This is a genomic window from Robertmurraya phoenicis (assembly GCF_047302285.1).
In the GTDB taxonomy this organism is placed as follows: Bacteria; Bacillota; Bacilli; order Bacillales; family Cytobacillaceae; genus Robertmurraya.
Window position 1 is genome coordinate 2,361,341 of record NZ_CP154845.1, and the last position, 14,923, is coordinate 2,376,263.

17 protein-coding genes are annotated in these 14,923 nt (G+C 37.2%); 5 read left to right on the forward strand and 12 right to left on the reverse strand.

Going from position 1 to position 14,923, the window contains the following annotated elements:
* Window positions 1–25 precede the first annotated feature (25 nt).
* Together AA0X71_RS11645 and AA0X71_RS11650 are read right to left on the reverse strand one after the other, a co-directional pair.
* Complete coding sequence (locus tag AA0X71_RS11645; protein WP_413362294.1) at window positions 26–439, reverse strand: CoA-binding protein; 414 nt, start codon at window positions 437–439, stop codon at window positions 26–28.
* A gap of 111 nt (window positions 440–550) precedes the next feature.
* On the reverse strand, window positions 551–2,269 hold the full coding sequence (locus AA0X71_RS11650) for a glycosyl hydrolase family 18 protein (protein ID WP_413362296.1): 1,719 nt from the start codon (window positions 2,267–2,269) through the stop codon (window positions 551–553).
* Window positions 2,270–2,535: 266 nt separating this feature from the next.
* On the opposite strand from AA0X71_RS11650, the gene plsY reads away from it, so the two are divergent.
* The 3 genes from plsY (at window position 2,536) to AA0X71_RS11665 (ending at window position 4,798) form a co-directional block, all read left to right on the forward strand.
* On the forward strand, window positions 2,536–3,114 hold the full coding sequence (gene plsY, locus AA0X71_RS11655; protein ID WP_413362298.1) for a glycerol-3-phosphate 1-O-acyltransferase PlsY: 579 nt from the start codon (window positions 2,536–2,538) through the stop codon (window positions 3,112–3,114).
* A 321-nt stretch (window positions 3,115–3,435) separates the two neighbouring features.
* Entirely contained in the window at window positions 3,436–4,527 is a 1,092-nt protein-coding gene (locus AA0X71_RS11660; RefSeq protein ID WP_413362300.1) for an ATP-binding protein, read from the forward strand.
* An 82-nt stretch (window positions 4,528–4,609) separates the two neighbouring features.
* Entirely contained in the window at window positions 4,610–4,798 is a 189-nt protein-coding gene (locus AA0X71_RS11665) for a hypothetical protein (RefSeq protein ID WP_413362302.1), read from the forward strand.
* A 29-nt stretch (window positions 4,799–4,827) separates the two neighbouring features.
* Here AA0X71_RS11665 and AA0X71_RS11670 read toward each other — a convergent pair whose 3' ends face one another.
* The 8 genes from AA0X71_RS11670 to acnA form a co-directional block, all read right to left on the reverse strand.
* A complete protein-coding gene (locus tag AA0X71_RS11670) occupies window positions 4,828–5,130 on the reverse strand; it encodes a hypothetical protein (RefSeq protein WP_413362304.1) in 303 nt (100 codons plus the stop codon).
* Between the two features lie 27 nt (window positions 5,131–5,157).
* Window positions 5,158–5,583, reverse strand: coding sequence for an acyl-CoA thioesterase (locus AA0X71_RS11675; RefSeq protein ID WP_413362306.1), 426 nt, complete (start codon window positions 5,581–5,583; stop codon window positions 5,158–5,160).
* On the reverse strand, window positions 5,583–7,925 hold the full coding sequence (locus AA0X71_RS11680; RefSeq protein ID WP_413362308.1) for an AAA family ATPase: 2,343 nt from the start codon (window positions 7,923–7,925) through the stop codon (window positions 5,583–5,585). Before AA0X71_RS11680 ends, AA0X71_RS11675 begins: the two co-directional genes overlap by 1 nt.
* A gap of 108 nt (window positions 7,926–8,033) precedes the next feature.
* Window positions 8,034–8,264 (reverse strand): small acid-soluble spore protein Tlp, encoded by a 231-nt coding sequence (gene tlp / locus AA0X71_RS11685; RefSeq protein ID WP_413362310.1) that lies wholly within the window; start codon window positions 8,262–8,264, stop codon window positions 8,034–8,036.
* Window positions 8,265–8,391: 127 nt separating this feature from the next.
* Window positions 8,392–8,544 (reverse strand): acid-soluble spore protein N, encoded by a 153-nt coding sequence (locus AA0X71_RS11690; protein WP_413362312.1) that lies wholly within the window; start codon window positions 8,542–8,544, stop codon window positions 8,392–8,394.
* 66 nt (window positions 8,545–8,610) lie between these two features.
* Entirely contained in the window at window positions 8,611–8,742 is a 132-nt protein-coding gene (locus AA0X71_RS11695; RefSeq protein ID WP_413362314.1) for an FbpB family small basic protein, read from the reverse strand.
* Window positions 8,743–8,872: 130 nt separating this feature from the next.
* Window positions 8,873–9,412, reverse strand: coding sequence for a redoxin domain-containing protein (locus tag AA0X71_RS11700; protein WP_413362316.1), 540 nt, complete (start codon window positions 9,410–9,412; stop codon window positions 8,873–8,875).
* 137 nt (window positions 9,413–9,549) lie between these two features.
* Window positions 9,550–12,258 (reverse strand): aconitate hydratase AcnA, encoded by a 2,709-nt coding sequence (acnA, locus tag AA0X71_RS11705; RefSeq protein WP_413362318.1) that lies wholly within the window; start codon window positions 12,256–12,258, stop codon window positions 9,550–9,552.
* Between the two features lie 325 nt (window positions 12,259–12,583).
* Here acnA and sspO point away from each other — a divergent pair, with 325 nt between their 5' ends.
* Window positions 12,584–12,733, forward strand: a complete 150-nt coding sequence (gene sspO / locus AA0X71_RS11710) for a small acid-soluble spore protein O (protein ID WP_413362320.1) — start codon at window positions 12,584–12,586, stop codon at window positions 12,731–12,733.
* Between the two features lie 60 nt (window positions 12,734–12,793).
* Here sspO and AA0X71_RS11715 read toward each other — a convergent pair whose 3' ends face one another.
* On the reverse strand, window positions 12,794–13,057 hold the full coding sequence (locus AA0X71_RS11715; protein ID WP_413362322.1) for a hypothetical protein: 264 nt from the start codon (window positions 13,055–13,057) through the stop codon (window positions 12,794–12,796).
* Between the two features lie 151 nt (window positions 13,058–13,208).
* Here AA0X71_RS11715 and AA0X71_RS11720 point away from each other — a divergent pair, with 151 nt between their 5' ends.
* A complete protein-coding gene (locus tag AA0X71_RS11720; RefSeq protein ID WP_413362324.1) occupies window positions 13,209–13,352 on the forward strand; it encodes a small acid-soluble spore protein P in 144 nt (47 codons plus the stop codon).
* 55 nt (window positions 13,353–13,407) lie between these two features.
* Here AA0X71_RS11720 and selA read toward each other — a convergent pair whose 3' ends face one another.
* Window positions 13,408–14,814 carry an L-seryl-tRNA(Sec) selenium transferase gene (selA, locus tag AA0X71_RS11725; RefSeq protein ID WP_413362326.1) on the reverse strand — a complete coding sequence of 469 codons (1,407 nt, stop codon included), beginning with the start codon at window positions 14,812–14,814 and terminating at the stop codon, window positions 13,408–13,410.
* Window positions 14,815–14,923: the final 109 nt, after the last annotated feature.

The following is a 14,923-nucleotide window of genomic DNA, read 5'->3' on the forward strand; positions in this document are numbered from 1 at the left end:
TACTCGACAGTTTTATTAAGAATCATTATTTTGTTAACGCATGCTCCACTTTTATGCAGCGATCCATGATCACTGTATAGCCTTTTTCCTTTAAAAATTGATAAGCTTCTTCGTTGACCACTCCAAGCTGTGCCCAAAAAATTTCAGCATCAATTTCAGCAAATTCTTTGGCTACATCCAGTAAATGTTCAGAGCGTCGAAAGACATTTACAACATCAACATGGCCCTCTATTTCTTTTAATGACTTTACCGCCTTAACTCCAAAAACTTCGTCTACTGTTGGATTAACCGGAATGATCTCATATCCTGCATCTTGCATCGCTTTGGAAACCATGTAGGATGTTCTTTCAGGGTTGCCACTTAGACCAACTACGGCAATTCGCTTTACTCTTTTTAAGATTTTTCCAATTTCCTCACGACTCGGATTTTCAATCGTCATTTTGTATCTCCTCCAATAAAAGTGATCAAATTTACATGTAAAAGGTAGTATTTCCTTCATTGTACGCTTTCAATGTAAAAAAATCATGTACATCATCTCGGGAGAGCGATTTTATTTTTGGGTTACTTGTTCATTTTTCATATCTAAAGCTAGCCATGCAGTTTCATTGGCAAACGATCTAGACCAGCTAGCAATTCCAGCAAGTTCATATTTAGATGCCAAATTTACTCGCTTTCTTAGTGAGAGATCATCTTCAAGCCAAATTTTATATGTGCTTTTCTCCTCGGCAACATAAACTTCTGCATAGTTTTGTCCGCTTGCTTCATCATAGGTTGGTGTTAATTGATGTTGATCCAACCATTCCTGCACTTTATCCATAGATAACGCCGAAGAAGAAACCTCTCCTGAGTCTTGGACTTGCCACAAGCGTGCATAAAGTGGTACACCAAGGATTAGCTTTTCATTTGGGATCAACTCAAGGAGCTTTTGTAGATTCTCCTCGACCCAAGGAAGGCTTGCGACGCTTCCGGCAATTGGTGACGAACCCCAATGTTCATCATAGGCCATGACGGCTAAATAATCGACGATATTTGCAAGCTTTTCCCGCTCATAAAAGGCCGACCAATTTCCACCTGCAATAAAAGTAATGTCCATCGATACAATGAGTCCAGCTTCATGGAAATAAGGAGTTGCTTCTCGAACAAATTGAGTTACAAGTGGACCATGTTCTGGTTTCACATTTTCAATATCTAAATTAATGCCATCTAACTGATAGATTTGACTATAATGGAGCAACGTTCGAATCATTTTTTGACGTGTGTCAAAGTCTTTGAAAGCTTGGTATGTTAATTCAGGATCAAAGGCATTGGAAAAGAGTCCCCAAACTTGGTATCCTTTGTCCTTCGCCCAAGTAACATAAGGCAATGATCCGAGATTTGTAATTTCGCCCTCACCATTTTCTAATTCAAACCATGTAGGAGATACAACGTTAACACCAGGCATTTGTGGAAGACTGCTTGGATGCGGTGTTTTTGTATAAACAGCTTCCCAAGTTAGTTGAATCGGACCGTCCATTTTCGGTAACGAGGCTTCTTTTTGCTCTCTTATAATGGTAATAATCTCCTTTTCTCCAGGTGTAACAAGCTTCTTTTCGATATAACCTGCAACTCCGTCTTTTTTACGCACATAATAAAAATCATCTTTCTCCTCTTCGATGAATACTTCTTCTTCCAAAGTTGTTTCAGAAGTATAAGAAGATTGAAGAGATGGTTCTGTTCTTAATCGAAGTTTTTCCTCATGAACTTCTTTTTCAGTAATCGTGGCATTAGTAATTTCTTCACCGTTCTGTTGGATTAAGACCCCATATGAGTTTGGTAAAATAGAATACTCCATTGGGAAAAAACTGACAACTGGTTCTAATGCGAGATAAAGTTCACCTGCTTCATCTTTGAGCGCTGAAAAGTGGAGCTCTACAGGTTCTTCATTTACATAATAGGTCAATGACTCTGAAGGCATTTGGATAACCTTATCTGTCGTTGTTATGATAATAGAATCAGATTTTTCGTCATAGCTAACACTGTCATCGACGTTCTCTTGAATAAATGATAAAGGCACGTAGACGCTCTCTCCGTCTACTATCGCATTCCCTTTTTGAGACCCTTCAAAAATAATGGGATTTTCCCCGCTGAAATAATCGATTTTTTCTTTTGAGGCAAAAGGGTATAAAAGTAATAGAATACTAGAGATGATCATACATACTGCGATCAATAGTCCTCCAATGATCCACCCTTTTGAGATCATTTTCTTTTGATGATATTCAACACGTACCATGAATGATATTCCTCCCCTTAAGTCCATCGTAACGAATTCAATCTCTCTTGAAAAGGAAAACCTCATATAAGGAGAAAATTTCAAATTCCATGACGAATTCTGTCGTTTAAAAATGAAAATGTACGAATTCTTGCAAACTTTTGTCTATCCAAACTATTTTTTCAAGCATTGTGAAATGGCTTCCACACGTGGTACAATTATTAAACATTAGTAGTAGGTCTTAAAGAATACTAAACAATTTAGCTTTTTATGAAGGAGAACATTATATGGTCATTATTGCAATTATCATTTTATCTTATCTACTCGGTTCTATCCCTTCTGGACTGATTGCCGGAAAAACGAAAGGGATTGATATAAGGAAACATGGCAGCGGAAACTTAGGAGCGACCAATACCTTTCGTGTACTTGGGGTTAAAGCAGGAATCATTGTAACTGTTGCAGATATATTAAAGGGAACGCTTGCGACAGCCCTTCCCGAACTATTTCAATCTGATCTACACCCATTAATTGCAGGTGTTGCAGCGGTTATCGGGCATATATTCCCAATCTTTGCAGGGTTTAAAGGGGGAAAAGCAGTAGCAACTTCTGGTGGTGTGCTTTTAGCTTATGCACCTCTCATGTTTGTCGTTATTGTAATCGTGTTTATCCTTTGTTTATACATAACGAAATATGTTTCGTTATCATCGATCGTTGCCGCTGTGGCTGCCTTAATATATGCCTTTATCGACGGTGATCGTGCACTAATCATTGTAGTTGCCCTTCTTGCCTTCTTTGTCATCTATCGACACCGGGCAAACATTTCACGTATTAAAAATAAAACAGAGCCGAAGGTTAAATGGCTATAAAGAAGGACCAGTTTTACTGGTCTTTTTTCTATGCTGTCATTTCTGAGTTAAGATACTCTATGTTCTTACAAAAGAATTTATCGTTCTTTATTGATAATTTTCAACAAATTTTGTATACTGATGGTAAGAAAGTCTTAACAATAGGCAAAAAGCTTCAATTTTAGCTTCAATTTTCACTTTTTATGCAAATACATACATATCTTGATGTTTTTCGCCATAGACATATAAAAACAAACTTTCTTTCGTTCCTTATTGTCGCTTTGTAACAATAAATATGAATGAAATGAAAAGAGAGTTAAATTGATGAAGGATGGATGAAAAATGGAATGTAATCAATATGTAAACTTACCTTTTCCCTATTTCTGTATCGATGAAAAATTGAATGTCATGGCGACAGCAAAGAACATACAGCACCCTCCTTTGAATATGAGCGATATTTTAGACTCTGATTATTTAGAGACGTTCCGGCAGTTTATCTATGAGCGATCAGATAATCAATCAGAAGTGTTTCTATTAACCTTTCAGCAAGATTCTACGTACCCCTACCGAATTTATAAACAAAATGAAACGAATAAGATTCACTTATTTTGCCATCCACTAGAATCTACTGCTAAAGAAAACTTCAAACAAATGAAATTGATGAGAAAAAATTTACGAATGGCAAAGCTTCAACTTCAAGATCTCGAGAAAATAAAAAATAAGTATGATGAATTAGAGCTTCATTCTAGTTATCTCTCAAATGTTGGCCAGCTTGCTGCAGGGATTGCACATGAAATTCGTAACCCACTAACAACGATAAAAGGTTTTATTCAATTAATAAAACCCTATTTAATAGAAATAGAAAAAGAACAGTATGCGGACATTGCATTGAATGAAATTGAACGAGCCAATCAGATCCTTTATCAATTTTTGAATGCAGCAAAACCAAAAATGAATGAACAAAAGAAGATTAATGTAAATGAATTACTAAAAGATATTGCTATTCTTTATGAAGGGGAAGCAAATTTAAGAAATATTAAGATAGAAACAAGCTTACAACCCAATATCCCTTCAGTGTTAATGGAAGAAAATCAATTGAAGCAAGTATTGGTGAACATGATTAAAAATGCTATGGAGGCCATTCAGGCTAGTCGTCGAGGGGAAGGAAAATTATTATTAACGAGTGAGAGAATAAAGCATTCGATTGTTCTAAGCATCAAAGATAACGGTTGTGGACTAAGTCAGGAATCGATTGACAAGCTCTTTACCCCTTATTATTCAACAAAAATGTCAGGAACAGGGCTGGGGTTATCAATTTGCAAGCAAATAATTCATGAAAGTGGAGGAAATATTGAAATTTCTAGTCGATTAAACGAAGGAACTACTTTTCGTATACAGTTGCCCCTGCAAGCAAAATATCAGATGCATGCATAATTCAATAAACTGTCATAGAAATGATTCTCCACAGAGCCAGAAATCTTTTACAATAAAAGAAAAGTAAGGTCGGTGATGAATCATGAAAAAGGCTGATTTACTTAACCAAGATTATATATATATGACAGAGGTTTCAGACTCCAGAGAGAAAACAGACTTTGAAATTGAGCTTTATAAGTATGGTAATGACTTAAAATGTGAAGATTCCCCAATTAAAGTGATCCATAACTTCGATGAGTTAATTGATTTTTTCGAGGAAGAAGAAGGGTAAAAGTGCGAAATGTTATTCGCACTTTTTTCTTATAGCTGCTTATTTAAAAGATTTGTCCATTTATTTTCTTTTTGGAGTATTTCTCTTTCTAGCTCCCCGAGCAAATCGTAGTGAGAATAGCCATCTTTACGCATATGGATCCATTCTTTGCGGAGCCCGTGTGTTTGCCCCCATTCTTCTAATTTCTTTAAATCATTACAGCCTACCTTTGTCACCGTTTTACAATCTGGAAATCGCTCATCTACCCAATAGTGAGTAAGAAACGCGATCTCCCCCTGATCAATAGAACGTTTCCAGGCACGCAGATCTTTCCGTTTAATTCCAAAAGCCATAGTGCCCTCCTTATTTTAATTTACTGATCATGATTCATTCTTTTTCGCCTTTTCATAAGCATTATGCCAATCAGGGTATTTTCTTTTAATGGAAATCGGTCTGAAACTTTCTTTTTTTACACAAACATGGGTAGATTGTCCAGTGACAGCTATTTCCCCCTCCTCGGTAAAAATTTCATATCCATAGATTACTTTTAAACCATCGTATTCCTCGATCCAAGTATTGATCGTTGCCGTTTCCCCATAACGTAATGGCTTTTTGTATGAGACTTGTATATCAAGAACAGGCGAAATAATGCCGTCCTTTTCCAATTCAGCATAATTAAAGCCTAATTGTTTAATCAAAGTGGTACGACCGACCTCCATCCAAACGAGATAATTGGAGTGATAGACTACACCCATTTGATCCGTTTCTGCATATCGTACCTCAATTTCTTTTGTTGCAACCTCCATTAGGAATCCCCTCTTCTCAACTTATGTAATGATCTGTCTACATCTATTTGTTGAATCATTGTAGCTTCGTGCATGACATCTGCCATTTCTCCTGACTCAATCAACCTTTGTGCTTGTGCTTGAATGGCTTCATCCATTAAATTCGTGGCAAATCGTCCATTTCCATTTACTTGTATTTTGGATAACTCGTCCTTTAAATAGCTTTTTGCATCGATCGAAAGCTCATATTGATAGTTCGCTCCATAATGCTCCATAATTTCAATCAGCTCGGCACCAGTATAGTCATGAAAGTGGAAGAATTTCTTAAAGCGGGAGCGTAATCCAGGGTTACTCTCTAAAAGTTGTTCCATCTCATGGGGGTAACCAGCGAGAATAATGACGAGGTTCTCATTCTGTTTCGTCATTTCGTCTACTATCGTATCGATGACCTCTTTTCCAAAATCTCCTGTTGTTTGACTTAACAATGAATAAGCCTCATCGATGAAAAGGACCCCACCAAGAGCTTCACGAATTTTCTTCTTTGTTTTGATCGCTGTTTGCCCTACATACCCAGCGACAAAATCAGCTCTACTTGTTACAAGTAAATGTCCCCGTTTTAAAATTCCACATTCCTTCAAAGCCTGGGCAAAAATCTTCGCAACTGTTGTTTTCCCCGTTCCAGGATTGCCCATGAAGACAGAATGAAGTTGTAATGGAAGGATGGGCAGATTGTTTTCTCGTCTGATTTGCTGAATTTTGACAAAAGAAATCAATCTCTTTACTTCTTCTTTTACTTCATCAAGACCAATTAAATCGTCTAAGGCTATATTGGAGCGGATAGAATCTTCTTCTTCATCATTATCAAAATCCTCTTTTTCTAGTAGGGTGTAATCAAGGATCGTTTGTTGTCCTTTTGTCTTTGCGCCTTTTTGAAAAATAGCATCGAGTATTAGATTACGAACCGTTCTGGCATTACCAAATGTATCATCAACCCGTTCTTTTTCAAGGCGTTTTCTAAGTTGGGATTTGGCATTATGAGTGAGGACATAGTCATTTTCTTTCGCAAATTTATCGGCTATTAAGATCAATTCGTCTTCACTATAATCCTCTAAATGGATCAAGTTTGATCTTGGAAAACGGCTCCGAAGTCCTGGATTAGCATCTAGAAATTGTCTCATTTCCTCTGGGTAACCTGCTAAAACAACAGCAAATCTTCCACCGAATTCTTTTCCAGTCATTAATGAGACGAGCGTATCGATTGCGGTTTGTCCATAATCGTTTCCTGTTTGACCATCTCTTTTTAAACTATAGGCCTCGTCTATAAAAAGAATGCCACCTAATGCTTTTTCAACAATCGCTCTAACATTTTCTTCAGTCTGGCCAACATAGGCTCCAACCAATTGGGAACGATCAACTTCAATGACATCCTTTCGTGGCAAAACCCCTAATTCATGATAGATGTTGGCTAGCAAGCGGACTAAGGTCGTCTTTCCCGTTCCAGGATTACCGGTTACGATCATATTTAAACTCATTTCATCCTTCGTTTGAAAACCCATTTCCTTTCGAGTCTTTTGATATTTAAGAAATTGATAAAGCGATTTGACCCGCTTTTTTACTAAATCTAAACCAATCATGGAATCCAATTCTGATAATGGGCTATGAAGCTCAGTTGATTCCTTTTCCTGAAATTGTTCTTTCCATTCGTCCTTGATTCTTTCGATATTTTCAAGATGAGCCTTCATATCGTAAAAATAAGTCGTATTGTAAAAGGAACCAGAAATGGTTTGTTCAAATTCTTCTGCTGCTTTTCTAACACCTACAACAGCTTCAATCGCTTTATCAAGGAGGTCTACCAATGATTCATATTTATGTATTAATTCTTGATCGCCAAGCTCTTTTACATTTTTAGCTGTATCTTCTAAATCTTCAAGATGCTCTTCGTTCTCTTGTAAAAAGAGTTGGCATAAATCGATAATTTGCTCAGCTGTTTTCTTTTTTTGCTGGCGATTATCTGTTTCTCGAATCATAGGAAATTGCAGACTTGTTAGTACATCCTTTTTTGCTTTCCATTGAAATTGAGCGAGAAACTGTTTCGCTTCTTCATTTTTTTGATTTAAGCTATGTGCTTTTTCCATCCATGCCCGAACAACCGAATCTTGAGTATCGATTTTTTTCATTCTTGAAGTAGCGGCTAAAGATAAAAGGGTAGAAAGATTCTCCTTATCCTTATCTTCATTCAACATTCTTATTTGTTCCATTAGTAAATGTTCATTTTCAATAAATCCTTTCACCTGCATCTCTTGCTTCCATTGGGAAAGGAGTTTTGTAAAATGCTTTTGCTGTTCTTCTTGTTGATTCATCATTAACATCACTTCTTTTCTAACCTATATACCCTTTATCTTATCAAATTTTTACTTTTTCACAAAAAGAATAGACCTGATCCGAGATCAGGTCACTGTAGTTTTAAAAAACTATTCTTGATTATGCTGTGCGTGGTATTCATCTTTTATTTCTTCACGCATGGAATGGAGGCTTTCTCGTCTTCTTTCATTTTTTTCAGCAATTTGAGCTCGATCCTTTTCATTGGATAACTCCATCGTTGCCTCTGCTTCTTCCATGTTTTCAATCGTGTTATGAACCATTTCTTGTAGTTTCTCTACATTATCACTACGGTCGTCTGGCTTTGGTTTATATTGATTCATTGTAAACCCTCCTAGGAATAGTTGTTGTACAGATTTAGTTTGCAACCAACCTTTGAAAATATATCACCAGATTTTGTAAAATAACTCCCAACAAAAAAACTCGCCAAGTGGCGAGTTTTATCTTAGCCTATTCACCTTTTGTTTGGATAACTTGGGCATGCTTTCCTGACGTATCTTGCATCTGCTTTCCCTTGTTTCCACCAAATCCTCTTGACTGTGTACCGATATGATTGGGTGCATAGGGTTCTGGATCTCTTTTATGCCTTTTATGTTTGCTCATCATAATCCCTCCTAAGCTTATTATCAGCTTTAAGGAGAAAATTACAATTGGCAAGTTCTATAAATTTTATCGCGCTTGTCCTAAGCGTTTCTTTTCTAATCTTTGCTCAATTTTTTCAATAGCTTCTTGATCTTGTAAAAGTTGACGTTTATTTTCTGAAACTAGTTCTGAAAAAGAGCGCTTTCTTGGTTTTCTCATATTAAATCACCCTCCTTACCACTATTGTAACAGTCATTATCTCCAATAAATATTATAATTATTACAACTTTTTGAAAATTTATTTGATTGAATCACTCCATTGCCAATATATGCTAATAGTTATTGAAGGTTAAAGATCATTTGTTAGCTCTCTCATTTTTTCAACCGTCATTGCACCGATAATTTTATTTTGGATGACTCCATTTTTATCAATGAAATAGGTTGTGGGAATCGTTAAAATTCGATACTCCTTCATTACTTTTCCATCCTTGTCCAAAAGAACAGGAAAAGTAATGTTGAAGTCCTCTACAAATCCAGCGACATCATAGCTTGTATCAATATTAACAGCGAGGATTTCTATCTCATCACCTGCTTCAGTGAAAAATTTTTGCATGTCAGGCATTTCAGCTTTACATGGTGGGCACCATGTCGTCCAAAAATTCAGCATGATTTTTTTTCCTTTTAAATTGGAAAGCTGAATGTCCTTACCGTCTAAAGTGGATAATGTAAAATCAGGCGCTGTTGCACCGATTTTAGGTCCCTGATTAGTGGCAACTGGGATGGCGGTAGCATTTCCATTGGTTTGAATCTTTTCATCATTTATAGCATGGCTTATGCCAACTGATAGCAAAATTAGAAAAACGAGACTTGCTGCAACTCTCTTGACCATAAAAAATCCCCTTTCATTCCAATCTATGGTTAGTATATCCTTTTTCAGGCGAAAAAAAAGCTGAATAATGTAAGGGAATTGTGAAAACATAAAAAGACACCAGTACATAAAGTACTAGTGCCTTCTTCAAGAGAATATTAATTTACTAGTTTTTCGCGAAGAACGAGTGGTAAAATTCCACCGTGACGGTAGTAGTCGATTTCGATTTCAGAATCGAAGCGAACGATTGCTTCAAATACTTTCTTTGTACCATCTACATCAGTTGCTGTTACTTTAACAAGCTGACGAGGTTTTACATTTTCATCAATATCAACATCAATGACTTCTTTCCCTGTCAAACCAAGTACTTCAGCATTTTCCCCTTCTTTAAATTGAAGTGGAAGAACACCCATAAGCGCAAGGTTTGAACGGTGAATACGCTCGAAGCTTTCCGCAATAACGGTCTTGATGCCAAGTAGGTTTGTACCCTTGGCAGCCCAGTCACGAGAAGAGCCCATTCCGTAATCCTTACCCGCAAGAACAACTAATCCTGTGCCTTCTTCTTTGTACTTCATGCAAGCATCATAAATAGACGTTACTTCACCAGTTGGCCAGTAAGTGGTGACGCCACCCTCTGTACCTGGTGCGATTTGGTTACGAATACGGATGTTGGCAAATGTTCCACGCATCATGACCTCATGATTACCACGACGAGAACCGTAAGAGTTAAAGTTGCGAATTTCAACACCATTTTCACGTAGGTATTTACCAGCAGGAGTATCCTTACCGATAGCACCAGCAGGTGAAATATGGTCAGTTGTAACAGAATCACCAAACTTACCAACGACGCGTAATGCTGATAATGGCTTCACTTCGTCTGGATTAGGCTTTAAGCCTTCAAAGAATGGTGGGTTTTGAATATAAGTTGAACTGTCATCAAATGAATATAATGGTTCATTGCTTGTTTTAATTTCGTTCCAACGTTCATTATCACTAAATACGTTTTCGTACTCTGCTTTAAAGAGCTCAGGAGTAACTGTACGCTGTACAACTTCATTGACTTCAGCAGTTGATGGCCAAATATCTTTAAAGAAGACATCATTTCCATCTTTATCTTTTCCAAGTGATTCATTTTGAAGGTCAATGTCCACGGTTCCAGCTAAAGAATATGCTACAACTAATGGTGGAGATGCTAAATAGTTCCCTTTTACAAGTGGGTGGATACGTCCTTCAAAGTTACGGTTACCTGAAAGAACGGATGTGACTAATAAATCATTATCAGCTATGGCCTTTTCAAGTTCAGGCTTTAACGGACCTGAGTTACCGATACATGTTGTGCATCCATATCCAACTAGATTATATCCAAGCTCTTCTAAGTAAGGAAGTAATCCAGAATCACGTAGGTATCCTGTAACAACCTTTGAACCTGGTGCTAAGGAAGTTTTTACATATTTAGGTACTTCTAAGCCTAATTCTGCTGCTTTTTTCGCTACTAAACCGGCCGCAACGAGAACGTAAGGGTTAGATGTATTTGTACAGCTTGTAATCGCAGCAATGGCAATGGCACCTGTTTTCATTGTTACCTTTTCACCATTATCCAATTCGACTGGTACTTCTTTTTCTAGCTCAGATGCTTCTAAACCAAAACCTTGGTTCCCTTGAGGGGCCGTTAAAGCTTTATTAAATTCTACTTTCATTTGTGAAAGTGGTATTAAATCTTGTGGACGCTTAGGACCAGAAAGATTCGCTTCAATATCAGCTAGGTTAATTTCAATTACATCAGTATATACAGGCTCTAAGCTTGGATCAAAGAATAATCCGGTTGCTTTGCAGTATGCTTCAACAATTTGAATTTGCTCTTCAGAACGTCCAGTTAAGCGCATATAGTCAAGGGACTCTGCATCAACTGGGAAGAAACCACATGTTGCACCATATTCTGGAGCCATATTGGCGATTGTTGCACGGTCAGCTAAAGGCAGTGATACAACGCCAGGACCGAAGAATTCTACAAACTTTCCTACAACACCATGTTGACGTAGTACTTGAGTTACTTTTAATGCTAAGTCTGTTGCTGTTGCACCGTTTGGAAGATCACCTGTTAACTTAACTCCGACTACTTCAGGAACTGGGAAGTATGAAGGTTGTCCGAGCATTCCAGCTTCAGCTTCGATACCACCTACGCCCCATCCAAGAACACCAATTCCGTTGATCATCGTAGTATGTGAGTCAGTACCTACTAATGAATCTGGGAATGTTTCGAATTCGCCATTTTCACCTTCGACTGCATGAACTACATTTGCTAAAAATTCTAAGTTAACTTGGTGAACAATACCTGTTGCAGGTGGTACTGCACGGTAGTTATCAAACGCTTTCTGTGCCCAACTTAAAAATTGATAACGCTCAGCATTGCGTTCAAATTCTAAATCCATATTTGCTTGTAGGGCATTAGTTGTTCCATACTTATCAACCTGTACGGAGTGGTCAATGACTAAATCAACAGGTTTTTCAGGATTAATTTTATCCGGATCTCCACCAAGGTCAGCCATAGCTTTACGGAGTGATGCAAGGTCAACGACTGCAGGAACTCCAGTAAAGTCTTGAAGAATGACACGAGATGGCTTGAATGGTACGTCGACCTCTTTTACTTCATCTGTGCCCCATTTTGCTAAATTTTCAACATGCTCTTTTGTTATAACGCGGCCATCATATTGACGAAGTACTGATTCTAGTAAAACTTTAATCGAATATGGTAGTTTCGTAACGTTACCAATACCAGCTTCTTCAAGTGCGCCTAAATTGTAGTAATTATAACGCTTTCCATTAAGCTCAAATGCTTTGCGAGCGCTATAAACGTCGTTTTTTGACATATGAATTCCCCCTCTTCATCATATACCGCTTGAAAAGTTTGAATATTTACTACCATCCGAACTTTTCTACAATCCTATATTAATACAGTCTTCTACATAAGTAAATAACAAGAAAGTTATCGTTTTTGATAAGATTTTCTTATTTTAATTCAGCTTTTCACCGTAAATAGCGTTATAATGCATCTTTTATTCGCCATTTTTCAAATAGATAGTACATTCTTTATTATTATAAAATAATGAATAGTTTCATGAGGGTATTGGCTGATTGAAAGATAATTGCATGACTTTGTGACAGAAGGAGAAAGTAAAAATGGAGGTGAGTAATATGGCGAAGAGAAAAGCAAATCATATCATCGAGGGAATGAATGCCGCGAACAACCAAGGAAAAGGTGCTGGCTACAATGAAGAGTTAGCCAATGAACCATTAACAGCAGCTCAGAAACAAAATAATAAGAAACGTAAAAAGAACCAATAATCAATTGTTAAATAAAAGGACTTCAGAACTCGAAGTCCTTTTAGAATTCACTTTTTTCTTTTAAAATTCTGTTTGATTCACCTCACTTGCTATTGCACTTACATCTTGTCGAAATTGCTCTAATTGTGATTTTTGATGTTCTGATGCAACCTCTAATGCATTCTCAATTTGTTGGAGTGCTTCATTCACCTCTTGCTGTAAATGCTTGAGTTGATGTCCGTAATTTGCGCTGTCTCTTACGATTTCATGATATAGTTCTTGAGCTTCATTAACTCCTTGTTGAGCTGCTTGAAACGCTTGCTGTTTGTTCTTATGATATGGCAATGTTGTAAACTCCTTTCATCTATTCGCTCTTCTACAATAGTTTTTAAAAGAAATATGTGTTTCTTTCGTTAAAATGTGCATTCTAATCGGAAAATATTCGGAATAAATGAGCCGGAAAGACTGCATTCTATGACTAGGAGGGATTAAATGTATGAATAAAAATGATGGAAAAGATATGAGAAGAAATTCTCCAAAGGGACAAAATTCAGGGCAACCGGAGCCATTGAGTGGTTCTAAAAAAGTAAAGAATCGCAACCACACTCGTCAAAAAAACAATCAACATCATGATATGTAATGAAGGATAAAAAATGGACTGAAAATCTTATTTCAGATTTTCAGTCCATCCAAGTTTAAGTGGAAACTAATGCTTCAAGAAGAATGTTTTCTTCTTCCCTTGTTACACAACGAAGGTCGATTAACGTTTCTTCCTTTTGAATTCTAACGATGATTGATGGAGAATGTTCAGTCCGTAGCTTAGTGGCTATTTTCTCTGCTGAATAGGTATGATGCTGTAAAACAAGGACAAATGTTGGAAGTTTTACTTCTGGCATCGTTCCTCCTCCTACCTGGCTTTCACCCTCTATGATATCGACAGTATACGCATCCGTTCTTTTTTGAAGTTCACTCTTAAAATGTAACGCTCTTTCTTTTATCTCTTCTTTACCAGTAAGTAGATCTCGGACAACCGGTATATTTTTAATCGCTTCTTCACCGAGTAAATAGTCCATTAATGTCCCTTCCAATGCGGCTAGAGTCATCTTATCGACACGTACAACACGGGCTAACTGATTTTTCTTTAATCGCTCAATAAGATGTTTCTTTCCTACTATAATACCTGCTTGTGGACCACCGAGAAGCTTGTCTCCACTGAAGGATACAAGATCAACACCCTTTTTTAACACTTCAGCAACCACGGGTTCTGTTCCAATCCCATGCTGTTGATAATCATATAGGGCACCACTCCCTAAATCCTCGTAAAAAATAAGATCCTCTCGAGTTGTTGCTAATGCAGCTAATTCTTCCGTTGGTACAGATTTCGTAAAGCCTATCACCTTAAAGTTACTCGTATGTACTTTCATGATCATTGATGTACTTTCATTTAATGCCCGCTCATAATCGTAAAGATGGGTTTTGTTCGTTGTTCCTACCTCAGCGAGAGTCGCTCCACTTTCTTCCATGATCGAAGAAATTCGAAAAGAGCCTCCGATCTCCACAAGTTCCCCGCGCGATACAATAACCTCTTTACCTTCAGCTAACTCACGTAAAACGAGATATACAGCTGCCGCATTATTGTTCACCACCATTGCAGCTTCTGCACCAGTTATATTTTTGATCAAATTTTCCACATGAGAATGGCGTGAACCTCTTTGCCCTTCTTCAAGATTATATTCAAGATTAGAATACGATTGAGCTGTTTCTAACACATGCTCAATTGCTTTTGAGCTTAAACGTGCTCTTCCTAAGTTCGTATGTAAGATTGTACCCGTACCATTGATCACTCTCTTTAGCGTATATTGAAATTGATGATTAAGTATTCCTTGTAAATGAATAAACAACCACTCAATAAATTCTTCGTTTCCTGGAAAAGGACCGTCCCAATTCCCATTTAATAGTTGCTTTCGGACATTTTCAATCGTTTCTTTCATTAATGCAGTAAGGTATCCTTCTTGTATACCAAAAGCCTCGATCAATCGTAAAAAACGAGCATCTTTCTGTAATTCATGGATCGGTGGTAAATTTCGTAATGTCTCCTTCATGAAAAATCCTCCATTATTTTCTGTACATGGACATTATATCATTTTCTGAGATGAGGAGTGATGATCATTAGATTAGTTTACATAATGTTATTATGGACAACTTAAAAGC